This is a genomic window from Streptomyces sp. NBC_00988, assembly GCF_045162645.1.
Lineage (GTDB): Bacteria > Actinomycetota > Actinomycetes > Streptomycetales > Streptomycetaceae > Streptomyces.
Genome location: NZ_CP108730.1, coordinates 4662061 through 4685547 on the forward strand (window position 1 = coordinate 4662061; position 23487 = coordinate 4685547).

Annotated in this window: 14 protein-coding genes; 3 read left to right on the plus strand and 11 right to left on the minus strand. The window is 70.2% G+C overall.

What is annotated here, in order from left to right:
- Positions 1 to 26 precede the first annotated feature (26 nt).
- Entirely contained in the window at positions 27 to 1952 is a 1926-nt protein-coding gene (locus OG496_RS21245; protein ID WP_405972005.1) for a SpoIIE family protein phosphatase, read from the minus strand.
- A 192-nt stretch (positions 1953 to 2144) separates the two neighbouring features.
- Here OG496_RS21245 and OG496_RS21250 point away from each other — a divergent pair, with 192 nt between their 5' ends.
- Both OG496_RS21250 and OG496_RS21255 read left to right on the plus strand, forming a co-directional pair.
- Positions 2145 to 6218: a HAMP domain-containing protein gene (locus tag OG496_RS21250; protein ID WP_405976667.1), complete on the plus strand. Its 4074-nt coding sequence runs from the start codon at positions 2145 to 2147 to the stop codon at positions 6216 to 6218.
- Positions 6219 to 6230: 12 nt separating this feature from the next.
- Complete coding sequence (locus OG496_RS21255) at positions 6231 to 6815, plus strand: two-component system response regulator (protein ID WP_405972006.1); 585 nt, start codon at positions 6231 to 6233, stop codon at positions 6813 to 6815.
- Positions 6816 to 6839: 24 nt separating this feature from the next.
- Here the strand turns inward: OG496_RS21255 and OG496_RS21260 are convergent, their stop codons facing one another.
- Positions 6840 to 8714, minus strand: coding sequence for an AMP-dependent synthetase/ligase (locus OG496_RS21260; protein WP_405972007.1), 1875 nt, complete (start codon positions 8712 to 8714; stop codon positions 6840 to 6842).
- A 307-nt stretch (positions 8715 to 9021) separates the two neighbouring features.
- Positions 9022 to 10896 carry a translation elongation factor 4 gene (lepA, locus tag OG496_RS21265; protein ID WP_399394770.1) on the minus strand — a complete coding sequence of 625 codons (1875 nt, stop codon included), beginning with the start codon at positions 10894 to 10896 and terminating at the stop codon, positions 9022 to 9024.
- 525 nt (positions 10897 to 11421) lie between these two features.
- Between lepA and rpsT the strand changes: the two genes are divergently transcribed.
- Positions 11422 to 11688 (plus strand): 30S ribosomal protein S20, encoded by a 267-nt coding sequence (rpsT, locus tag OG496_RS21270; RefSeq protein WP_329249620.1) that lies wholly within the window; start codon positions 11422 to 11424, stop codon positions 11686 to 11688.
- A 312-nt stretch (positions 11689 to 12000) separates the two neighbouring features.
- Here rpsT and holA read toward each other — a convergent pair whose 3' ends face one another.
- The 8 genes from holA to leuS all read right to left on the minus strand — a co-directional run bounded on the left by holA (position 12001) and on the right by leuS (position 23325).
- The gene (holA, locus tag OG496_RS21275) at positions 12001 to 12990 is read right to left on the minus strand and encodes a DNA polymerase III subunit delta (RefSeq protein ID WP_366490893.1); all 990 of its coding nucleotides are present in this window, start codon (positions 12988 to 12990) and stop codon (positions 12001 to 12003) included.
- Positions 12991 to 13179: 189 nt separating this feature from the next.
- Positions 13180 to 13425, minus strand: coding sequence for a hypothetical protein (locus OG496_RS21280; protein ID WP_033285933.1), 246 nt, complete (start codon positions 13423 to 13425; stop codon positions 13180 to 13182).
- 69 nt (positions 13426 to 13494) lie between these two features.
- Positions 13495 to 14322 (minus strand): arylamine N-acetyltransferase, encoded by an 828-nt coding sequence (locus OG496_RS21285; RefSeq protein ID WP_405972008.1) that lies wholly within the window; start codon positions 14320 to 14322, stop codon positions 13495 to 13497.
- A 4-nt stretch (positions 14323 to 14326) separates the two neighbouring features.
- Positions 14327 to 16996 carry a ComEC/Rec2 family competence protein gene (locus OG496_RS21290; protein ID WP_405972009.1) on the minus strand — a complete coding sequence of 890 codons (2670 nt, stop codon included), beginning with the start codon at positions 16994 to 16996 and terminating at the stop codon, positions 14327 to 14329.
- Positions 16993 to 17928, minus strand: coding sequence for a helix-hairpin-helix domain-containing protein (locus OG496_RS21295; RefSeq protein ID WP_405972010.1), 936 nt, complete (start codon positions 17926 to 17928; stop codon positions 16993 to 16995). The genes OG496_RS21290 and OG496_RS21295 overlap by 4 nt, the downstream gene beginning before the upstream one ends.
- A gap of 618 nt (positions 17929 to 18546) precedes the next feature.
- Positions 18547 to 19392: a DegV family protein gene (locus OG496_RS21300; RefSeq protein WP_266856636.1), complete on the minus strand. Its 846-nt coding sequence runs from the start codon at positions 19390 to 19392 to the stop codon at positions 18547 to 18549.
- Positions 19393 to 19518: 126 nt separating this feature from the next.
- Positions 19519 to 20250 (minus strand): hypothetical protein, encoded by a 732-nt coding sequence (locus OG496_RS21305; protein WP_405972011.1) that lies wholly within the window; start codon positions 20248 to 20250, stop codon positions 19519 to 19521.
- A gap of 195 nt (positions 20251 to 20445) precedes the next feature.
- On the minus strand, positions 20446 to 23325 hold the full coding sequence (gene leuS, locus OG496_RS21310; RefSeq protein ID WP_405972012.1) for a leucine--tRNA ligase: 2880 nt from the start codon (positions 23323 to 23325) through the stop codon (positions 20446 to 20448).
- Positions 23326 to 23487: the final 162 nt, after the last annotated feature.

The window sequence follows — 23487 nt, forward strand, 5'->3', positions numbered from 1 at the left end:
CCTCCATTGTCCAGCACCGGCGAGGATCACTCGGCCTGGAGCACCAGCAGTGCCATGTCGTCCTCCGGGGGACGACCGCCGAACTCGTGCACCAGGCGTTTGATCCGCTCCGCGATCAGCTCGGCGCTCAGACCCGCGCACCCGGCGAGCGCGGTCGCGAGGCCGTCGCCGTCGTCGAACTGGACCGACCCGGAGCGCCGCTCGGTCACCCCGTCCGTGACGCACAACAGGCTGTCGCCGGGCCGCAGTTCGAAGGTCTCGCTGGTGTACGTCGCGTCCTCGATGACCCCGAGGAGGGTCTGCGGGCGGGCTGCCGTACCGACGCTGCCGTCCGGGCCGAGGAGCAGCGGCAGCGGGTGTCCGGCGGAGGCGAGGGTGCAGCGGACGCCGCCGTCGAAGGGGACCAGCTCGCCGTAGAGGAGGGAGAGGAAGCGGGGGCCGTCGCCGACCGGGCCCGGCATGCCGCCCGCCGCCACCATCGCGTGGGCGGCCGCGTCGGCGGCCTCGGTGGCGTCGTCGAGGAGGAGCTGGTTGAGGCGGTCGAGGACGTCGGCGACGCGGTAGCCCTCGCGGGCGAGGAGCCGTAGCCAGGGGCGGGCCAGTCCGATGACCACGGCGGCCTCGGGGCCCTTGCCCTGGACGTCGCCGAGGGCGAAGCACCAGCGGCCGTCGCCGGCGGGGAAGAGGTCGTAGAAGTCGCCGCTGGGGCCGCCCTTGTCGCAGGGTTCGTAGACGAGGGCGCTGTGCAGGCCGGGGATCTCGGCGACGGCGCCGGGCAGCAGGCCGCGCTGGAGGACGCGGCTGATGGTGGCCTGGCGGGCGTACTGGCGGGCCGCGCCGATCGCGAGCGCGACGCGGCGGCTGAGGTCCTCGACCAGGCCGGTGACCTCGTCGGGGAAGCGGGGCAGCCCGGACCGTCCGATGACGAGCGTGCCGAGCGGACGGCCGCCCGCGATCAGGCGGTACGCCAGTGCCGCTCCGTGCGTGCCGTGCGGGCCCAGCGCGTCGGCGGGCCAGGGGTAGGACACGGGCCGCAGGGTGTCCGGCGGGCGGGGCGGGTCCTTCTCCAGAGCGCCGCGCAGCTCCTCGATGCGGTTCTCGCTGCCGTGCCAGACGCGGGCGAGGCGCGGCCCGGCGCTGGTGCCCTCGCCCCAGCCGCCGCCGCGTCCCATCGCCTCGTCCTCCAGCCATACGGCACACCAGTCGGCCAGCCTCGGCACGATCAGCTGTCCGGCGAGCGCGGCGACGAGGTCCTCGTCGAGCTGTCCGGCGAGAAGGTCGGAGGCCTCGGCGAGGAAGGAGAGGGCGCCGCGGCCGAGCCAGTCCCGGTCGTGCTGGGCGCGATGGGGGTCGCCCCGCCTGGGCGTGTTCGAGGACGGGGGAGGTTCGGGGGCGAGGATCTCGGCGACGCGGAGGCCGCGTTCACCGGCGTAGGTCTCCAACTCCTCGGCGGCCGGGGTGCCTTCGGCGGGCAGGCGGGCCCATACCGTCTTGACGCCGGTGCGGTAGGTGACGCCCCAGGCCTCGGCGAGCCTGGAGACGAGGCGCAGGCCGCGGCCGAACTCCGGTGTCTCGTACGCCGGTTCGGCGCTGTTGTCGCGCGGGGCGCGGGAGGGGTGGTGGTCGGCGACCTCGACGACGATCGAGTCGGTGTCCTCAAGCCGGCACAGCAACTCGACGTCCGTGCCCGCGTGGACGACGGCGTTGGTGACGAGTTCGCTGACGACGACCATCGCGTCGTCGGCCAGCCGGTCGGTGAGCTTCTCGGTGCCGGGCAGGCCGAGTTCGGCCCACTCACGGAGTGCGGCGCGCACCAGGCCGCGGGCGGAACCGGGCGCGAGGGGGCTGCCGGAGAGCGTGGCGCGCACCGTCGTACGCCGGTCCGCGCCGTGGTGCGCGGGCGCACCGGGAGCACGCGAAGTGGTCTCCCGTTGCGTCGGTATGGCCCCCATGCGCAGCTCCCCGAGCAGTTCGGACGAATACGCCTCGATCGATGCGGACAGAGTGACAGACTGACCGCGGCCATAAGCGCCGAGTTACCGAAGTGGGCCGCCATGAGTGAGAACAGTGCTACGCGTGTGCTCGAAGACGGTCACAATGACGACTGGATTCGAGCATCCGACCTCCGACCACTGCTCGCCGTGATGACGGCCGCCCGCGACGGTGACTTCACGAAGGCGCCGGAGACGGGCCACGGCATGGTGGCCGAACTGACCGCCGCCTTCAACCAGATCATGGACCGCAACACCCACTTCAACTCCGAGACGCAGCGCGTCAAACGGGAGCTGATCCGCCACGGCCGCCTCGACGAACGCCTCTCGGCCAGCCCCGGCCAGGGCGGCTGGACCTCCCGCGTCAACGACGTCAACCAGCTCCTCGACGCCCTGGTCGCCCCGGCCGCCAACGCGACCCGCGTCCTGGACGCGGTGGCGGGCGGCGATCTGACCCAGCGGGTCGATCTGCACGACGGCAGCAGGCAGTTGCGCGGTGATCTACGACGGCTCGGCCGCGCGGTGAACAAGATGGTCGACCAGCTCTCCCTGTTCACCGGGGAGGTGACCCGCGTCGCCCGCGAGGTCGGCACCGAGGGCAGACTCGGCGGCCGCGCCAAGGTGACCGGTCTGTCCGGCAGTTGGCGTGATGTGACCGAGGCGGTCAACACGATGGCGTCCCGGCTGACCGCTCAGGTGCGGGACATCGCCCTCGTGACGACGGCGGTGGCGCGCGGCGACCTCACGCGTACGGTCACCGTCGAGGCGACCGGCGAGCTGCTCGAACTCAAGCTCACCGTGAACACGATGGTCGACCAGCTGTCGGCCTTCGCGGACGAGGTGACGCGCGTCGCCCGCGAGGTGGGCACCGAGGGCCAGTTGGGCGGGCGCGCGCAGGTGCGGGGCGTCTCCGGGGTCTGGAAGGACCTGACGGACAACGTCAACTTCATGGCCTCGAACCTGACTTCGCAGGTACGGAACATCGCCCAGGTGACGACCGCCGTGGCCAACGGCGACCTGAGTCAGAAAATCACCGTCGACGCTCAGGGCGAGATCCTCGAACTGAAGTCGACCATCAACACGATGGTGGACCAGCTCTCCGCCTTCGCCGACGAAGTGACGCGCGTCGCCCGCGAGGTCGGCACCGAGGGCAACCTCGGCGGGCGCGCCCAGGTACGGGGTGTCTCAGGGGTCTGGAAAGACCTGACCGACAACGTCAACTTCATGGCGGACAACCTGACTTCACAGGTCAGGAACATCGCACTGGTGTCCACCGCCGTCGCACAGGGCGACCTCGGCAAGAAGATCACGGTGGAGGCCAAGGGCGAGATCCTGGAGCTGAAGTCCACGATCAACACGATGGTCGACCAGCTCTCCGCCTTCGCCGACGAAGTGACGCGCGTGGCCCGAGAGGTCGGCACGGAGGGCAACCTCGGCGGTCAGGCGCAGGTGCGGGGCGTCAGCGGGGTCTGGAAGGACCTCACGGACAACGTCAACTTCATGGCCCTGAACCTGACTTCGCAGGTACGGAACATCGCCCAGGTGACGACGGCCGTGGCCAACGGCGACCTGTCGAAGAAGATCACCGTCGACGCGCGCGGCGAGATCCTCGAACTCAAGGACACCGTCAACACGATGGTGGAGCAGCTGCGCGCCTTCGCCGACGAGGTGACCCGGGTCGCCCGCGAGGTCGGCACCGACGGCCGACTCGGCGGCCGGGCCCAGGTGTTGGGCGTCTCGGGTGTCTGGCGCGATCTGACCGACAACGTCAACTACATGGCCGACAACCTGACTTCACAGGTGCGGAACATCGCCCAGGTCGCGACGGCTGTGGCGCAGGGCGACCTGTCGAAGAAGATCGACGTGGACGCGCGCGGCGAGATCCTGGAGTTGAAGACCACCATCAACACGATGGTCGACACCCTCTCCTCCTTCTCCTCCGAGGTCACCCGGGTGGCCCGCGAGGTCGGCTCCGAGGGCCAACTCGGCGGCCAGGCACGGGTGGAGGGCGTCTACGGCACCTGGAAACGCCTGACGACCAACGTGAACGAACTCGCGCTGAACCTGACCACGCAGGTCCGCGCGATCGCCGAGGTGGCGTCGGCGGTGGCACAGGGCGACATGTCCCGCTCGATCACGGTGGAGACCCAGGGCGAGGTCACCGAGCTCAAGGACAACATCAACCTGATGGTGGCCAACCTCCGCGAGACGACCCGCGCGAAGGACTGGCTGGAGTCCAACCTGGCCCGCCTCGCCGCCCTGATGCAGGGACACCGGGACCTGATGGAGGTCGCCGACCTGATCCTGCGCGAGCTGACACCGCTGGTGAACGCGCAGTACGGGGCGTTCTTCCTGGCCGATCCCGACGAGGACAGCCTGCGAACGGCCATCCCCGCCAAGGGACTTGCGTTCATCGCCGGGTACGGGTCGGCGCAGGCCGCGACCGTGGACACGGGCGCCATGCCGGTGCACGGTCTGGTGCGGCAGGCGGCGCGGGAGAAGAAGCGGATCCTGGTGGAGGAGGCCCCGCCGGACTACATCAAGATCAACAGCGGGCTCGGGGAAGCCGCCCCGGCGAGCGTGGTCATCATCCCGATCATCTTCGAGGACAAACTCCTCGGCGTGATCGAACTGGCCTCGTTCTCCCGCTTCTCCGACGTCCACCTGGCCTTCTTCGACCAGTTCGTGAACACCATCGGCGTCGCGATCAACACCATCATCGCCAACTCCCGCACGGAGTCCCTGCTCGGCCAGTCCCAGCGGCTGGCGACGCAGTTGCAGGAACGTTCGGACGAACTCCAGAAGCAACAGGCCGAGTTGCAGCGGTCCAACGCCGAACTGGAGGAGAAGGCCGCCCTGTTGGCGACCTCCTCGCAGTACAAGTCGGAGTTCCTGGCGAACATGTCGCACGAACTCCGCACGCCGCTCAACTCGTTGCTGATCCTCGCCCGGCTGCTCTCCGACAACCCGGACGGCCGACTCTCCGAGCAGGAGGTGCAGTTCGCGACCACGATCCACCGCTCCGGCTCGGACCTCCTCCAGCTCATCAACGACATCCTCGACCTGTCGAAGATCGAGGCCGGCCGCATGGACGTACGCCCGAAGCGGCTCCCGCTCATCAAGCTCCTCGACTACGTCCACGCCACGTTCCGCCCGCTCACCCTGGACCGGGGGCTCTCCTTCGAGGTGTCGGTCGGCGAGGACGTACCGCGCGAGCTGTGGTCGGACGAGCAGCGGCTCCAGCAGATCCTGCGCAACCTGCTGTCCAACGCCATCAAGTTCACCGCGACGGGCCGCGTCGAACTCCGCGTCAACCGCGTCAAGGACCCCGAGCACCGCTACTCCGACGACAGCGACGAGGTCATCGTCTTCGCCGTCTCCGACACCGGGATCGGGATCGCCGCCGAGAAACTCCCGGTGATCTTCGAGGCGTTCCAGCAGGCCGACGGCACGACCAACCGCAAGTACGGCGGCACGGGGCTGGGGTTGTCCATCAGCCGTGAGATCGCGGGCCTGTTGGGCGGCCGTATCGTCGCCGAGAGCGAGCCGGGACGGGGGTCCACCTTCACTCTCTACGTCCCCGTCGTCAGCCCCGGACACGCGGCGGGCGGCGCGCCGCTCACCGAGGACCGTGAACTGCCGCTGCTGCCCGAGCAGTTCTCCAGCGAGCCGTTCACCTCGACCGAGGTGGACGACTCGTGGCCGACGCCCACCAAGCTGGAGGCGTGGAAGGCCGGGCGGGCGGGTCAAGTGCTGCCGGGGCGGCGGGTGTTGATCGTGGACGACGACATCCGCAACGTCTTCGCGCTCACCCACGTCCTGGGCCGGGTCGGCATGCCGGTGCTCTACGCGGAGAACGGCCGCGAGGGCATCGAGACCCTGGAGCGCAATCCCGACGTCGAACTCGTGCTGATGGACATCATGATGCCGGAGATGGACGGGTACGAGACCATCGCCGCCATCCGCCGCGCCCCGCGCTGGACCGGGCTGCCCATCGTCGCGCTCACCGCGAAGGCGATGCCGGGCGACCGGGAGAAGTCCATCGCGCGGGGCGCCAACGACTACGTACCGAAGCCGGTGGACGTCGATCAGCTGCTGACCGTCGTCTGTGCGCTGCTGGATCCCGAGGCCGAAACCGGGGCCGAGGCTGGGGCTGCGTCCGAGGACATCACGGTGGCGGATCCGGGTACTTCAGGGGAGACGGCGGCACCGCCGACGACTGAGTGAGGCACAGTCATCATGAGCGCTGAGGCAACGACCGACGAGAGTGCCGGCATCCTCCTGGTCGACGACATGGAGGACAACCTGGTCGCGCTGGAGGCCGTCCTGGGGTCCCTCAACGAGCCGCTGGTACAGGCTCGTTCGGGCGAGGAGGCGATGAAGGCGCTGCTGCGGCAGCGGTTCGCGGTGGTTCTGCTGGACATCCGGATGCCGGGCATGGACGGGTTCGAGACCGCGGCCAACATCAAACGGCTCGACCAGACCAAGGACGTCCCGATCATCTTCCTGACCGGCACGGACTCCGACGCGGGGTATGCGTTCCGCGGTTACGCCACGGGCGCCGCCGACTACCTGACCAAGCCGTTCGACCCCTGGGTGCTGCGGGCCAAGGTGAGCGTCTTTCTCGAACTGCACCGTAAGAACCAGCTGTTGGAGCGGATGCTGGCGCGGGAGCAGGGGCAGTTCGATGAACTGGCGTTGCGGCTCAAGGAGGTCGAGGCGCGGATGGCTGCGAGCACCGTGGATGAGGTGCTCGAACTCCGGCACCGGGTAAGGGAGATGGGGCAGCTGGTGCGGGACATGCGCCGGGGGCAGGGACGTTAGGACCACACCCCCGGCGTTACCTGGTCACGCTTCGCGCGAACCCGCGTACATCTCGTCGATCAGGTGCTTGTACTCCCGTTCCACCACCGGGCGCTTGAGCTTGAGGCTCGGGGTGATCTCGCCGTGTTCCACGTCGAGGTCGCGCGGGAGGAGGCGGAACTTCTTGATGGTCTGCCAGCGCTGGAGGCCCTCGTTGAGTTCCTTGACGTAGGCCTCGACCATGGCGACCGTCGCGGGGGCCGCGACGACCTCGGCGTAGGACTTGCCCGCGAGGTCGTTGTCCTTGGCCCACTCCAGGATGGACGGTTCGTCGAGGGAGATGAGGGCGGTGCAGAAGTTCCGGTCGGCGCCGTGCACCAGGATGTTGGAGACGTACGGGCAGACGGCCTTGAACTGGCCCTCGACCTCGGCCGGCGCGATGTACTTGCCGCCGGAGGTCTTGATCAGGTCCTTCTTGCGGTCCGTGATGCGGAGGTAGCCGTCGGGGGACAGCTCGCCGATGTCGCCGGTGTGGAACCAGCCGTCCGACTCCAGGACTTCGGCGGTCTTCTCGGGCAGGCCGTGGTAGCCCTCCATGATGCCGGGGCCGCGCAGCAGGATCTCGCCGTCGTCCGCGATGCGCACCTCCGTGCCGGGCAGCGGCTTGCCGACCGTGCCGGTGCGGTAGGCCTCGCCGGGGTTCACGAAGGAGGCCGCGGAGGACTCGGTCAGGCCGTAGCCCTCAAGGATGTGGATGCCGGCGCCGGCGAAGAAGTAGCCGATGTCGGGCGCGAGCGCGGCGCTGCCCGAGACGCAGGCGCGCAGCTTGCCGCCGAAGGCCTCGCGGATCTTCGCGTAGACCAGCGCGTCGGCGACCCTGTGCTTGGCGGCGAGGCCGAAGGGCGCGGTGGCCGTGCCGGTGCGGCGGAAGTTGTCCTGGGTGACCTTGGCGTACTCGCGGGCGACCTCGGCGGCCCACTGGAAGATCTTGTACTTGGCGCCGCCGCCGGCACGTGCCTTGGCCGCGACCCCGTTGTAGACCTTCTCGAAGATGCGCGGGACGGCCGCCATGTACGTCGGCTGCACGACCGGCAGATTCTCGATGATCTTGTCGACCCGGCCGTCGACGGCGGTGACGTGCCCGATCTCGATGTGCCCGGACGTGAGCACCTTGCCGAAGACGTGCGCGAGCGGCAGCCACAGGTACTGCACGTCCTCGGGGCCGAGCAGTCCGGTCGCGGCGATGGCCTTCGCCAGGTACGACCAGTTGTCGTGCGGGAGACGGACGCCCTTGGGGCGACCGGTCGTACCCGAGGTGTAGATGATCGTCGCGAGCTGGTCCTTGGTGATGGCCCCGACCCGCTCCTTGATCAGGTCCGGGTTCTTCTCCAGGTACGCGGCGCCCCGCTGCTCCAGCTCGGCGAGGGTGAGCACCCAGTCGCCGGTCTCGACGCCGGTCGGGTCGATGACCACGACGTGCGTCAGCTCGGGCAGTTCGGCGCGCTTCTCCCGTGCCTTGGCGAGCTGGGCCGCATCCTCCGCGATGAGGACCTTGCTGCCGGAGTCCGCGAGGATGAACGTCGACTCGTCGGCGTTGGTCTGCGGGTACACCGTGGTCGTGGCGGCGCCCGCGCACAGGATGCCCAGGTCGGCGAGGATCCACTCGACGCGGGTCGCGGAGGCGAGCGCGACGCGCTCCTCGGGCTGTACGCCCAGTTCGATCAGACCGGCCGCGATCGCGAAGACCTGCTCGGCGGCCTGCGCCCAGGTCAGCGACTTCCAGTCGTCGGGGCCCTCACCGGAGGCCGCCGGCACCGGGTAGCGGTAGGCCTCGGCGTCGGGCGTGGCCGCCACGCGCTCCAGGAAGAGGCCCGCCACGGACGGCGGACGGTTCTCGATCAGGGTCTGTGTGTCGCTCACGACATCCTCCGGGGCCCGCGACAGTGCGGTAACTGGCTCATTGCTGCGGCGGTTGACTCACTGCGGCTGGTGGCTCATGTGGCTGTTGTTTAACTCACGAGTAACTATCGAGCAGTGATCAGAGTAAGCCGCGACCGGCCGGTGCGTAAGGGGCGGTGGACGGTCACTTCGAACAGAGCCATGACCACTTCGTACCGAGCCAAGACACAGGGCCCGCCGCACGAAAGCGCAACGGGCCCTGCGAATCGCCTGACTGTCGTCCGAAATTTCGGTGTACGGGGTCGCTACGTCCCGCCCTCGGCGCCGCCTACTTCTTGCCCTTGGCGCCGGGACCGCTGTCGTCGCTGGACAGCACCGCGATGAAGGCCTCCTGGGGAACCTCCACGGAACCCACCATCTTCATCCGCTTCTTGCCCTCCTTCTGCTTCTCCAGCAGCTTCCGCTTACGGGAGATGTCACCGCCGTAGCACTTGGCGAGGACGTCCTTGCGGATGGCGCGGATGGTCTCGCGGGCGATGACCCGGGAGCCGATCGCGGCCTGGATGGGCACCTCGAAGGCCTGCCGCGGGATGAGTTCCCGCAGCTTGGCGACCAGCCGCACGCCGTACGCGTACGCCGCGTCCTTGTGCGTGATCGCCGAGAAGGCGTCCACCTTGTCGCCGTGCAGCAGGATGTCCACCTTGACCAGGCTGGAGTCCACCTCGCCGGTGGGCTCGTAGTCGAGCGAGGCGTAGCCGCGGGTCTTGGACTTCAGCTGGTCGAAGAAGTCGAAGACGATCTCCGCGAGGGGGAGCGTGTAGCGGATCTCGACGCGGTCCTCGGAGAGGTAGTCCATGCCGAGCAGGGTGCCGCGCCGGGTCTGGCACAGCTCCATGATCGAGCCGATGAACTCCGACGGCGCGAGGATCGTCGCGCGTACGACGGGCTCGTAGACCTTGTCGATCTTCCCTTCGGGGAACTCGCTCGGGTTGGTGACGACGTGCTCGCTGCCGTCCTCCATCTCGACCCGGTACACCACGTTCGGCGCGGTCGCGATGAGGTCGAGCCCGAACTCGCGCTCCAGCCGCTCCCGGATCACGTCCAGGTGCAGCAGCCCGAGGAAGCCGACGCGGAAACCGAAGCCCAGCGCCGCCGAGGTCTCCGGCTCGTAGACGAGCGCGGCGTCGTTGAGCTGGAGCTTGTCGAGGGCCTCGCGCAGCTCCGGGTAGTCGGACCCGTCCAGCGGATACAGACCCGAGAAGACCATCGGCTTGGGGTCCTTGTACCCGCCGAGCGCCTCGGTCGCGCCCTTGTGCAGGGTGGTGATCGTGTCACCGACCTTGGACTGGCGGACGTCCTTCACCCCGGTGATCAGATAGCCGACCTCGCCGACGCCGAGCCCGTCCGCGCCGAGCATCTCCGGCGAGTTCGTCCCGATCTCCAGCAGCTCGTGCGTGGCGTTCGTGGACATCATCCGGATCTTCTCGCGCTTGGTGAGCTGTCCGTCGATGACCCTGATGTACGTCACGACACCGCGGTAGGAGTCGTAGACGGAGTCGAAGATCATCGCCCGGGCGGGCGCGTCCGCGATCCCGACCGGCGCCGGGACCTCCTTGACGACCTTGTTCAGCAGTACGTCGACACCGATACCGGTCTTGGCTGACACCCGCAGCACGTCATCGGGGTCGCACCCGACGAGGTTGGCCAGCTCCTCGGCGAACTTCTCGGGCTGCGCGGCCGGCAGGTCGATCTTGTTCAGTACGGGGATGATCGTGAGGTCGTTCTCCATCGCCAGGTAGAGGTTGGCGAGGGTCTGGGCCTCGATGCCCTGGGCGGCGTCCACGAGCAGCACGGTGCCCTCGCAGGCGGCGAGCGACCGCGAGACCTCGTACGTGAAGTCGACGTGTCCCGGGGTGTCGATCATGTTGAGGATGTGCGTACTGCCCTTGTCGGCCCCCTCGGTGGGGGCCCACGGCAGACGCACCGCCTGGGACTTGATCGTGATGCCACGCTCGCGCTCGATGTCCATGCGGTCGAGGTACTGAGCACGCATCTGCCGGCTGTCGACCACTCCGGTCAGCTGGAGCATCCGGTCGGCGAGCGTGGACTTGCCGTGGTCGATGTGCGCGATGATGCAGAAATTGCGGATCAGCGCCGGGTCGGTACGGCTCGGCTCGGGCACATGGCTGGGGATCGCGGGCACGCAGGGTCCTGATTCTTGAGGCGTCCGCAGTGTCTGCGGTCTCGGGTCGGATCGATACGTAGCTTCCATCGTCCCACGCGTGGGAGGTGCGGTCCGGTTTGGGCCGGTGCGGGTGGGTAACCACGGGGGTTTTCGCGGGTCGGTTCGGGGGCGGGTTCGGAGGTTCAGGGGCTTCTCGGGGAGTGGGCGGAGTGGTCGGGGTATGTCTGGGGCCGCTCGGGGACTCGGGGAGTGGTTCGGGTAGGCCTGGGACTGCTCGGGAGCCGGGTCAGGGGCCTGGCCTGGGCCGACAGACGAAGGGCGCGGTCCGGTTCGGGGCGGTGCGAGAGGTTCGCCGGAGGCCCCTCGAAGTCCGGCCGGATGCCTCGCGGGGACCGGTTTGGGTGGGCCGGTGGGCGGCTGGTAGCCTGGGTGGCTGTGCCTCATCCCTGACCGGTATCTCCGCTCGGTGCGAGACACACCCCAAGAAAAATCATCGGCCCGGGACCCGTGCGGCCCCGTGCCAGAACCTGCAAAGGCTCATTCGTGGCGAACATCAAGTCCCAGATCAAGCGGATCAAGACCAACGAGAAGGCTCGGCTGCGCAACAAGGCCGTCAAGTCCTCCCTGAAGACCGCGATCCGCAAGGCCCGCGAAGCCGCTACCGCGGGTGACGTCGAGAAGGCCACCGAGTACCAGCGCGCTGCCGCGCGTCAGCTCGACAAGGCCGTCGCGAAGGGCGTCATCCACAAGAACCAGGCCGCCAACAAGAAGTCGGCGCTTGCTTCCAAGGTCACCGCGCTCAAGGGCTGATCCTCCGCACTTGCCTCGGCCCGCGCTCGCGCGGACCGGACCAGTAGCAATCCACCGTGAGGACAACGTCGAGCCCTCTACCTCGATTCACGGACAGACATCGTGGTCGCCACGCCACGTACAGTGCCCCCGGACCCACTTCGGGGGCATTGCTGTTTCTCCGGCCACTTGCATTCCCCTCTGGGTGAGGGTCTTACGTTCCCCGCAGGGTGGGGCTGAGCTACGGCTGGGTCGGTCAGGCCTGTCCATGGGACCAGGCCGCTCCGGGCGGGGCTGAGATGGGACGGGTCGGGTCGGGTCGGGTCGGGTCGGTCAAGCCTGACCCCGGGACCGGGCCGCCCGGGCGATCGTGACGACCGCCTTCTCCAACGCGTACTCCGGATCGTCCCCACCGCCCTTCACTCCCGCGTCCGCCTCGGCCACCGCCCGCAGCGCGACGGAGACCGCGTCCGGTGTCCACCCCCGCATCTGCTGCCGTACCCGGTCGATCTTCCACGGCGGCATCCCCAGCTCACGCGCCAGATCCGCCGGCCGTCCCCCGCGCGCGGACGACAGCTTCCCGATCGCCCGCACCCCCTGCGCCAACGCGCTGGTGATCAGCACCGGCGCCACCCCGGTGGACAACGACCACCGCAGCGCCTCCAGCGCCTCCGCCGCCCGCCCTTCCACGGCCCGGTCCGCGACCGTGAAGCTCGACGCCTCGGCCCGCCCCGTGTAGTACCGCCCGACGACCGCCTCGTCGATGGTCCCCTCGATATCGGCGACCAACTGGGAGACGGCGGACGCCAGTTCCCGCAGATCACTGCCGAGGGAGTCGACGAGCGCCTGGCAGGCCTCCGGCGTGGCCGATCTCCCGGTCGCCCGGAACTCACCCCGCACGAACGCCAACCGGTCCGCCGGCTTCGTCATCTTCGGGCAGGCCACCTCCCGCGCCCCGGCCTTGCGCGCGGCATCGAGCAGCCCTTTGCCCTTGACCCCGCCGGCGTGCAACAGCACCAGCGTGATCTCCTCGGCAGGCGCACCGAGATACGCCTTCACGTCCTTGACCGTGTCCGCGGACAGATCCTGCGCATTGCGTACGACCACGACCTTGCGCTCCGCGAAGAGCGACGGGCTGGTCAACTCGGCGAGTGTGCCGGGCTGCAACTGGTCCGAAGTCAGGTCACGTACGTCCGTGTCGGCGTCGGAGGCCCGAGCAGCGGCCACCACCTCCCGCACGGCACGGTCGAGCAGGAGGTCCTCCTGGCCCACGGCAAGCGTCACCGGGGCGAGAGGGTCGTCATTCGCAGTCTTCCTGGCCATCCCGTAAAGCATCGCACGCGCCACTGACAACGCGTCCCGCGTGCCGCGGCACCGGGGGCGGACGAGGGTGCGATTGCGGGTCCGGGGGCGGGTCCTGGTTCGAGGGCGGGTCCGGGCGGCGGGTTCGGGTTCGGGCGGCGGGTTCGGGTTCGGGTTCGGGTGCGAGTTCGACCGTAGAATCCGCCGCCGCTACGGCTCCTCGCGCCAGCCGTCCCACTCCCCCGCGAACGCGTCCAGCTCCGCGGGGTCGAGCCGCCCGTCCTCGTCCCGCAGGACGAGCAGCCACTGCGCGTCCTCGGCGTCGTCCTCACCGGCCAGCGCGTCCCGCACCAGCCGCGGCTCCTCGTCGAGCGCGAACCGCTCCCCGAGCACCTCCGCCGCCTCCTGAGCCGCGTCACGGTCGGGCAGTACCAGCACATGTCTCACATCGCTCACGGGGACATTTTCCGGTACGGCGGCAGGCTCACGCGAACTCACCCCGGGCCCCTCCGGGTTCGTGCGGGTCTACGCGGGCTCACGCACCGTCGGCACCACCCCCAGCTCGATCCCGAACCGCTCCCGGTACGCCGCCAACACCTCCTCGTCCGTGGTCAGTTCACGTACGTCCCGCGTCCCGTCCACCCCCGTCACCGTCAGACCTCGACCACTGAGTGTGACCCGCCCGCCGTCGTCCGTGAGCCGTGAGCAGACCAGTGACTGAGTGAAGTGCGACGCGGGCGAGGTGCTGTGCCACCACGCTCCGGCCACGAAGTCACCGAGCACCCGGGGCCGCACCTCCAGGCGGTACTCGGGCCGTCCGTTCCGCACCACATCCAGGTCGGTCGCCTCCCCCGCACCCGCTCCGGACGCCTCGGCCGCATCCGGTCCCGACGCGACCACCCTGAACGTGCCGCCGGGATCCTTCTGTTCACCCCGCTCCTCGAAGGCCAGCGGATAGTGGCTGTGCGTCCCGAACCCCACATCGGCCAGCCACGTGCCCCCGTCCACCGTCCGCACCCGGAGTGCGAGATGGTCGTACGGAATCCCCGTCCGCCCCTCGTCCCCGTACACCCGCGCCGCGAGCAGCGCGACGTCGAAGCCCAGCGCGGTGAGCAACGCGCCGAACAGTCCGTTCAGTTCGTAGCAGAACCCGCCCCTGCCCGCGCCCACCACCTTGTCCAGCAGCCGGTTCTCCTCCAGCACGATCTCCTCTCCCAGAGGGATCGACAGATTCTCGAACGGCACGGTCCGCAGATGGCGCAGATGCAACTCGCGGAGGACATCGTCGGTGGGCGACGCCGGGTGCTGGACTCCCAGCCGGCGGAGATAGGCATCAATCTGTGCGGGATTCATGCCCTCAGTCTCGCGCCACCCGCAGCCCGTCTCCTTCCCCGCTCACCGCCAACGCCCCGTCCACATCCGTCCGCAGGACCACCGCGCCCATGGCCCGCAGCGCCGCGACCGTGCTGGGGGCGGGGTGCCCATAGGTGTTGTTCTCGCCACAGGAGATCAACGCCAGCCGCGGGGCCACCCTGCGTATCAGGTCCGGATCTTGGTAGGCCGACCCGTGATGGGCGACTTTGAGAACGTCCACGCCTCCCAGCAACGCGGCCGCCGGTGATCTCGACAGCTCCTGCTGGGCCGGGGGTTCGAGGTCCCCGAGCAGCAGCAGTCGCAGGCCGGCCGTCCGTACCAGCAGGGCGACGCTCGCGTCGTTCGGCCCGTCCGGGTCCCGCGCCGGGCGCGGTGGGGGCCACAGCACCTGCCAGGACAGCGGACCGGTGCGTCGCTGCTCCCCGGCTACCGCCCGGGTGATCGGGATGTGCCCCTCCGCCGCCGCCCTCCGTACGAACTCGACCTGGTCCGCGGGCTCTTCGAAGGACGTCGTCTCGATCGCGCCCACCGAGCGGCCCCGCAGCACCCCGGGCAGCCCCGCGACGTGGTCGGCGTGGAAGTGGGTGAGTACGACGAGCGGAATCCTGGTGATGCCGAGCGTGCGCAGGCACTGGTCGACCAGCTTCGGATCGGGCCCGGCGTCCACGACCACACCGGTGCCCTTGCCCGCCGCGAGCACCGTCGCGTCACCCTGACCGACATCGCACATGGCGAATCTCCAACCCGGCGGCGGCCACCCCGTGATCACCCGGGTCAGCGGCGCCGGCGCCACCACGATCAGCAGCAGCGACAACCCGCAGACACCGCACAGCCAGGGATGCTTCAACAGCCGCCGCCCGACCAGCACAAGGACCGCGACAGCGAGCGCGAGCAACAGCGCCCCGGTCCAACTGCCCGGCCAGTCCACTCCCCCACCGGGCAGCGCCGCGCCGGTCCGGGCGACGTCCGCGATCCACCCGGCGGGCCAACTCGCGCCCCAGGCAAGGACCTTGGCCACCGGCATCGCCACCGGTGCCGCCGCGAGCGCCGCGAAGCCCAGCACCGTGGCCGGCGCGACGGCGATCTCCGCGAGCAGATTGCACGGCACCGCCACCAGACTGACCCGCGCCGACAGCACGGCCACGACCGGCGCGCACAACGCCTGAGCGGCGGCAGCGGCGGCCAGCGCCTCGGCCAGCCGCGGCGGAACCCGGTGCCGACGCAGCGTCTCGCACCAGCGTGGCGCGAGCGTGAGCAGGGCACCGGTGGCCAGCACGGAGAGCAGAAAGCCGTAACTCCGGGCCAGCCACGGGTCGTAGAGCACCAGCAGCAGTACGGCCGTCGCCAGGGCCGGGATCAGTGATCTGCGGCGCCCGGTCGCCAGGGCGAGCAGCGCGACGGCACCGCAGGCCGCGGCCCGCAGCACGCTCGGGTCGGGGCGGCACACGACGACGAACCCGAGCGTGAGCACCCCGCCGAGCAGTGCGGTCGCCCGGAGGGAGATACCCAACCGCGGTGCCAGACCCCGGCGTTCGATGTGCTGGGCGAGACCGGGTGGTCCGATGAGGAGGGCGAGCAGGATGGTGAGGTTGCTTCCGGAGACAGCCAGGGTGTGCGCGAGGTCCGTCTCCTTGAAGGCCTCGTCCAACTCGGGTGTGATCCGCGCGGTGTCCCCGACGACCAGCCCCGGCAGCAACGCCCGCGCGTCCGCCGGCAACCCGTCGGTGGCCTCGCGCAGCCCGGCCCGCAGCCGCCCCGCGAACCGCTGCGCTCCGGACGGCTCACCCGCCACTTCCGGCACCGGCTGGTTCCGCACCCGCAGCACGGCCGCGACCCGGTCCCCGCCCGTCAGCGAGGGCGCCAGCCGCGCGGTCACCTTCACCCGCGTCGACGGAAGCAGCCCGAGCCAGGGCGAACGCTCCGGCCCGCCACGGGAACCCCCTGCCCTGCCCTCGCCCTTGGAGGACGAGCCCGGGTCGACGATCAACAGCACCGGCGCCCGCGTCTCCACGACCATCCCGTCCATCTCCTCGACCCGCCGTACCTCGGCGTCGATCAGCACGGAGACCGGAGCCGCGTGATCCCCGCTGATCCGGGGCCGGGTCAACCGTGGATCGGAGCCGACCTCCACCTCCGCGGTCACGGTCGCGTACTCCTTCGCCAACTCGGGCACCGGCCCGCGCCGCAGATCCGCCCCGTGCAGCCCGGCGGAGGCGGCGGCCGCGGCGATGGAGAGGAGCAGGGCGGCGATCGAGACCCGGGGCCATGCGGCCTGCCGCCACGAGGGTGCGGGGCGAACGCCTTCCCGCAAGAGGCCTGTGTCCAACTGTGACGAGGTACGGCTGCCGCCTGCCCCTGCTCTGTCCCGCCGCCGCGTCATCAGCAGCAGCACGAGCGCCACGGTCAGCGAGGCGACGGCGACTCCCGTGACCCAGCCCGGTGACGCGTCCAGCGCCAGTGCCGCCGTCGCCCAGGCCGCGAGCGCGGGCGGTACGAGTCGTAGGTCCGTCGGTCCTTCCTGTCGGGGGTGTGCGGCACCCCGCCGACTTCCGGAGTCGGCGTGCACGGTTCGGCGGGCCGGCGAGGAGACGTCGTCCTGTGCCGTGCGGCGAGGAGTCGTGGGCTCGGGCAGATCGTCGTGGACGCGGGTCATGGCTGGACCAGATCCCGCAGATCGGCGAAGCGGCGGTCGCCGATGCCGTTGACCTGGCGCAGTTCGTCCACCGAGCGGAAACCGCCGTGCTGGGTGCGGTAGTCGATGATGTGCTGGGCCAGCACCGGGCCTACACCGGGCAGGGTGTTGAGCTGGTCGGCGGTGGCCGTGTTGAGGGAGACCGGAGCAGTCGGAGCGGCTCCCGCGGCAGAGCCCGCCACCCCCGTGCTGTTCGCACCGCCCGCACCAGGCGCCGCCGCGGGGGCCGGACCGCCGACGACGATCTGCTCCCCGTCCACGAGGAACCGAGCCCGGTTGAGCCCGTCGGTGTTCGTGCCCGGACGCACCCCACCCGCCACCCGCAACGCATCGGTCACCCGCGAACCGGCCGGAAGCCGATGTACCCCGGGCTCCCGGACCTTGCCACTGACGTCCACGACGATCTCGGTACCGGCCGCACCCGCAGCACCCCGCGCTCCGGCCGATGAGACACGCGGTCCAGCCGCCTTCCCCGCAGCCACACCCCCGCTGCCGTCCCTGCCTCCACCCCCTTCTCCGTAGGGAGTCGCCGCCCCCACCACCTCCGGGGCACGCACGGGCTGGGTCCGGCCCACCCAGAAGTGCTGCACGGCGAAGACCGCGGCCACGACGAGCACTACAGCGAGCGCGACCACGTTCCGCCGCTCCAGCCCACACCGCGTCTGCACCCACACCGGCATCCGCTCCCGCAGAGCCGCCCCGGTGCGCTCCCGCCAAGCCCCCGCCGTGCGATCCCGCCTGATGCCGACCTCGCCGGTGCCGCTGAACTCCCCAGCGTCTCCAGCCACTTCGGCCCCTCCGGCGTACGAGAAGCCATCAGGCTCCAGGGCAACACGCACAGGCGAACCCACCCGGACCACCCGCTGCCCCGACCCCAACTCCGCCCCTGCCATCGGCTCCGGCTCCGGCTCCCGAACAGCCCACGGCCCGGCATCAACGGGCGCCGGAAAACAAAGCCCTGCCGCCCTGACCACAGGCGGCACAGGCAGCACAGGCGACACGGGCCGAGCAGCCTGCCCCCTCGCCTCAGCCACCGGCAGAGCAGGAGGCTCTACAGCCTCACCCCCACCCCCACCGCCACCGCCACCCGGCGGCCCATTCCCCAACTCCCCCCGCCCCCCGTCACGTTCACCACCTTCACCACGTTCGCCAAAGACACGTTCGCCAAAGAGCAGTTCCGCCCGTCGCCGGAGTTCCTCCGCCGAAGCCTGACGATGCGCCCGGCCCCGTGCAGGCGCGCGGCGATGCCGAGTTCGGCCGTCGGAGGACGGGGCGCGGCCCGGGCCGCTGGTCGCAGTCGCTGTGTGTGAGCGTGATCGAAGTGCCATGCGCCGAGGATCGGACATTCCGCGACTTCGCGATGATCTTGGTCAATTCCCGGGGATTACCACCCAGTTGTGGATAACTCCGTCACCCGCACGAGCGTCACCCGCCCAAGGCACCGGCCCGAGGCGCACAAAGCACGTACCCGCAGATCTCACCCCGGCGAACCCCACCCCCGACAACCCCCGTCACCGAGGCGAAACCACAGCCCCCAACAACCCAGGCCCGGTATGCGCCCCGATCACCGCCCCGACCTCGCTCACATGCAGATCGGCCAACCCCGGCACCCGCGCCCGCAGCCGATCCGCAAGAGCCGACGCCCGCTCGGGCGCGGAAAGATGATGGACCGCGATGTCGACCTGCGCACTGCCCGCCCGGTCCGCCGCGAGCTCCTCAAGGCGGGCAATCGCCTTCGACGCCGTCCGTACCTTCTCCAGGAGTTCGATGCGCCCGCCCTCCAGCTGGAGCAGCGGCTTCACCGCGAGGGCGGAGCCCAACAGGGCCTGTGCCGCGCCGATACGGCCGCCCCGGCGCAGATAGTCGAGGGTGTCGACGTAGAAGTAGGCGGAGGTGCCGGCGGCCCGCTTCTCCGCGGCCGTGACCGCCTCGTCCACCGTGCCGCCCGCCTCCGCCGTCTCGGCCGCGGCGAGTGCGCAGAAGCCGAGCGCCATCGCGACCATCCCGGTGTCCACGACCCGCACCGGCACCGGTGCCTCACGCGCGGCGACGACCGCCGCGTCGTAGGTGCCCGAGAGTTCGGCGGAGAGGTGGAGGGAGACGATGCCGGTGGCGCCGGATTCGGCGACCTTGCGGTAGGTCTCCGCGAAGAGCTGGGGGCTGGGGCGCGAGGTGGTGACCGGGCGGCGCTTCTGCAGGGCCTGGGCCAGGGAGCGGGTCGAGATCTCGGTGCCTTCTTCGAGCGCCCGGTCGCCGAGGACCACGGTCAATGGCACCGCTGTGATGCCGTGGCGCTCCATCGTCAGCGGCGGCAGGTAGGCCGTTGAATCGGTGACGATCGCGACATGGCGGGACATGAGCTGGAGGTTACCTGCCGTAGCGGCCGGGCGGCAGCCCGACCCCTTTCACCTGGGCCGGAACCGGCCGGATCACACCATGCCGCACGCTCACGCGACGCCGCATCCTCACACCGTGCCGCCCGATCAAGTCGTGCTCTCGGGGCGGGCTTTCTTCTGCCAGGGGTAGGCGGGACGCCGTCCTGGCGGGGTGATGGCGGACGGAGCCGGTTCCTCGGCGGCGGGGCGGGAGCGCGGGGGCTCCGGCCAGGTCTGCCGGCCCGTCGTGGCGTCGGCGGGTGGGGCGTCCGGCCACGGGGACGATGCGGGATCGGCCTTCGTCCAGTGACGGAGGGCACCGGCCTCCATGTCTATCTGGGCGCTCAGCGTGTCCAGGTCGTCCTCCGCGAAGCGGCCGGCGCGGTCGCGGGCCGCCCAGCGCAGTGAGTCCGCCGACTTCGTGATGCGCTCGGTGCGCTCGCGCAGGGCGGGCAGCCGCTCGGCGAGTGTCCTGCGGTCCGGCTCGGACTCCAGGCGCCTGAGCTCGCCGTCGAGTTCACGGCCGTGCGCGCTGAGCCGCTGGAAGAGGCCCAGGGACTCCTTGAGCGACTCGTCCTCGGGCACGCCCGCGTGCAGCGCGTCCTGGGTCGCGCGCATCGATGTGCGCAGCGCGAGCCGGAGTTGGGCCACCTGCCCCTGCGGGCCGGGCTGGGCGAAGGACTTGGCGCGCAGGGTGTGGTCCTCGACCGAGCGCCGGGCCTGCGCGACCGTGCGGTCGACGCCGCGCTTGGCCGCGCCGATCGCCTTGACCGCCGCGTAGCCACCTACGACCACGAACAGCAGGAAGAGAAGGGCGAAGACTGTGATCACGGCTTCCAACGCTCCTCCACCGGCTCCGGGCGGCACACGCCGCGCCGCTCTTCAACGGTAAACGCAACGGGCAGGTCCGGAGTTCCACAGGAACCCTGGACCTGCCCGTAGGGGACTACCCCGAGGCAGCCGCCCCGACCCCGCGAAGAACTGCGCCGAGACCCTCGCCCCGACCTCGGCGAAGGACTACACAGAACTACGCCACTACGCCGGAACGATGTTGACCAGCTTCGGCGCCCGCACGATGACCTTGCGGATGCCCGCGCCCTCCAGCGCGGCGACGACCTTCTCGTCGGCCAGCGCGACCTTCTCCAGCTCGGCGTCGGAGATCGTCGGCGAGACCTCCAGACGCGCCTTGACCTTGCCCTTGATCTGCACGACGCAGGTCACGCTCTCGTCCACGACGTACGCCGGGTCGGCGACCGGGAAGTCCTGGTGGACGACCGTGTCGGTGCGGCCCAGCTTGCGCCACAGCTCCTCGGCGACGTGCGGGGCCAGCGGCGCGATCAGCAGCACCAGCGACTCGGCGACGGACCGCGGCACCGCGCCGCCCGCCTTGGTCAGCTGGTTGTTCAGCTCGGTGATCTTGGCGATGGCCGTGTTGAAGCGCAGTCCCTGCAGGTCCTGGCGGACGCCGTCGATCGCCTTGTGCAGGGCACGCAGTGTGTCCTCGTCGGGCTCGGTGTCGACGACCGTGACCTCACCGGTCGTCTCGTCGACGACGTTGCGCCACAGCCGCTGCAGCAGCCGGTACTGGCCCACCACCGCGCGCGTGTCCCACGGCCGGGACACGTCCAGCGGGCCCATGGCCATCTCGTACAGGCGCAGCGTGTCGGCGCCGTACTCGTCGCAGATCTCGTCCGGAGTGACCGCGTTCTTCAGGGACTTACCCATCTTGCCCAGCAGCCGGGAGACCTTCTCGCCCTGGTAGAAGTAGGCGCCGTCGCGCTCCTCCACCTCGACGGCCGGCACCGGGAAGCCGCGGCCGTCCCGGTAGACGTAGGCCTGGATCATGCCCTGGTTGAACAGCTTGTGGAACGGCTCCGGGGACGAGATGTGCCCCAGGTCGAACAGCACCTTGGACCAGAAGCGCGCGTACAGCAGGTGCAGTACGGCGTGCTCGGCGCCGCCGACGTACAGGTCGACGCCGCCGTGCGGCATGCCCGCGCGGGGGCCCATCCAGTACTGCTCGATGGCCGGGTCGACCAGCTTCTGGTCGTTGTGCGGGTCCAGGTAGCGCAGTTCGTACCAGCAGGAACCGGCCCAGTTCGGCATGGTGTTGGTCTCGCGGCGGTACTTCTGGGGGCCGCGGCCGTCGCCCAGGTCCAGGGTGACGGCGACCCAGTCCTCGTTGCGGGACAGGGGCGTCTCCGGGGACGTGTCCGCGTCGTCCGGGTCGAAGGTGCGCGGCGAGTAGTCCTCGACCTCCGGCAGCTCCAGGGGCAGCATCGACTCGGGCAGCGAGTGCGCGATGCCGTCCTCGTCGTAGACGATCGGGAAGGGCTCGCCCCAGTAGCGCTGGCGGCTGAACAGCCAGTCGCGCAGGCGGAAGTTGACGGTGCCCTCGCCGATGCCCTTGCGGGCCAGCCACTCCGTGATGCGGGCCTTGGCCTCGGCGACGGGCAGGCCGTCCAGGGAGATGTCGCCGTTCGAGGAGTTGATGATCTTCGCGTCGTACGACCCGAAGGCGTCCTCCCACGTGGACGTGTCCGTCCCGCGGCCGTCGGTCGGCTCGACGATGCAGGTGATCGGCAGCTCGAAGGCGCGCGCGAAGTCGAAGTCGCGCTGGTCGCCCGCCGGGACGGCCATGATCGCGCCGGTGCCGTAGCCCATCAGTACGTAGTCGGCGATGAAGACGGGCAGCCGCTCGCCGTTGACCGGGTTGGTCGCGAACGCGCCGGTGAAGACGCCGGTCTTCTCCTTGGCCTCGGTCTGCCGCTCCACGTCGGACTTGGTGCCGGCCTGCGCGCGGTACGCGGCGACGGCCTCCGCCGGGGTGGCGTGCCCCCCGGTCCACACGTCGTGCGTGCCCTCGGGCCAGGCACCGGGCGTGAACTTGTCGACCAGCGGGTGCTCGGGCGCCAGCACCATGTAGGTCGCGCCGAACAGGGTGTCGGGGCGGGTGGTGAAGACGGTGATGTTCTCGCCGTCGACGGGGAAGTCGACGCGGGCGCCCTCGGAGCGGCCGATCCAGTTGCGCTGCTGCAGCTTGATGGCCTCGGGCCAGTCCAGCTCCTCCAGGTCCGCCAGCAGCCGGTCGGCGTAGGCGGTGATGCGCATGTTCCACTGGCGCAGCTTGGCCTTGAAGACGGGGAAGTTGCCGCGCTCGGAGCGGCCGTCGGCGGTGACCTCCTCGTTGGCCAGCACGGTGCCCAGGCCGGGGCACCAGTTGACGGGCGCGTCGGAGGCGTAGGCCAGGCGGAACTCGCCCAGGACGTCGGCACGTTCGGTGGCGCTCAGCTCGGGCCACGCGCGCGTGTGCCCCGGTACGGCACGCTCACCGGTCTCGAACTGGGCGATCAGCTCGGCGATCGGGCGGGCCTTGCCGGCCTCGTCGTCGTACCAGGAGTTGAAGATCTGCAGGAAGATCCACTGGGTCCACTTGTAGTACCCGGGGTCGATCGTGGCGAACGACCGGCGCTTGTCGTGGCCCAGGCCCAGCGCGCGCAGCTGGGACTTCATGTTGGTGATGGCGGCCAGGGTGGTGATCCTGGGGTGCTCGCCCGTCTGGACGGCGTGCTGCTCGGCCGGCAGGCCGAAGGCGTCGAAGCCCAGGGTGTGCAGCACGTTGTGGCCGGTCATCCGCTGGAACCGGGCGAACACGTCGGTGGCGATGTAGCCCAGGGGGTGGCCGACGTGCAGGCCCGCACCGGAGGGGTACGGGAACATGTCCATGATGAACTTCTTGGGGCGGGCGGCCAGTTCGGGGTCGCCGGCCAGGTCACCGGTCGGGTTCGGCGCCTCGTAGGTGCCCTCGGCATCCCAGAAGTCCTGCCAGCGTGCTTCGATGTCCGCGGCCATCGCGGCCGTGTAGCGGTGCGGGGCGACCACCTCGGCGGCGGCAGCGGGGTTCGTCTCGCTCATGATCCTCAAAGCTCCATCGATCGTCTCTGCCAGCGGCTGCGACATTTCAGGCTGTGACATCCACCATGTGACGTCCAGCAAATGAAAAATCCCCTCGCACAGGAGGGGACGCCGCGCTGATTCCGACCTCACCGTTCACCGGTGGTCGGGACTGATCAGCGC

What these genes read in the sequence shown, in the direction of transcription:
- OG496_RS21245 (WP_405972005.1), bottom strand. Translation starts at nt 1,952, where the DNA reads ATGGGGGCCATACCGACGCAACGGGAGACCACTTCGCGTGCTCCCGGT.
- OG496_RS21285 (WP_405972008.1), bottom strand. Translation starts at nt 14,322, where the DNA reads ATGAATCCCGCACAGATTGATGCCTATCTCCGCCGGCTGGGAGTCCAG.
- holA (WP_366490893.1), bottom strand. Translation starts at nt 12,990, where the DNA reads ATGGCCAGGAAGACTGCGAATGACGACCCTCTCGCCCCGGTGACGCTT.
- OG496_RS21255 (WP_405972006.1), top strand. Translation starts at nt 6,231, where the DNA reads ATGAGCGCTGAGGCAACGACCGACGAGAGTGCCGGCATCCTCCTGGTC.
- OG496_RS21295 (WP_405972010.1), bottom strand. Translation starts at nt 17,928, where the DNA reads ATGGCAGGGGCGGAGTTGGGGTCGGGGCAGCGGGTGGTCCGGGTGGGT.
- leuS (WP_405972012.1), bottom strand. Translation starts at nt 23,325, where the DNA reads ATGAGCGAGACGAACCCCGCTGCCGCCGCCGAGGTGGTCGCCCCGCAC.
- OG496_RS21250 (WP_405976667.1), top strand. Translation starts at nt 2,145, where the DNA reads ATGACGGCCGCCCGCGACGGTGACTTCACGAAGGCGCCGGAGACGGGC.
- OG496_RS21300 (WP_266856636.1), bottom strand. Translation starts at nt 19,392, where the DNA reads ATGTCCCGCCATGTCGCGATCGTCACCGATTCAACGGCCTACCTGCCG.
- OG496_RS21290 (WP_405972009.1), bottom strand. Translation starts at nt 16,996, where the DNA reads ATGACCCGCGTCCACGACGATCTGCCCGAGCCCACGACTCCTCGCCGC.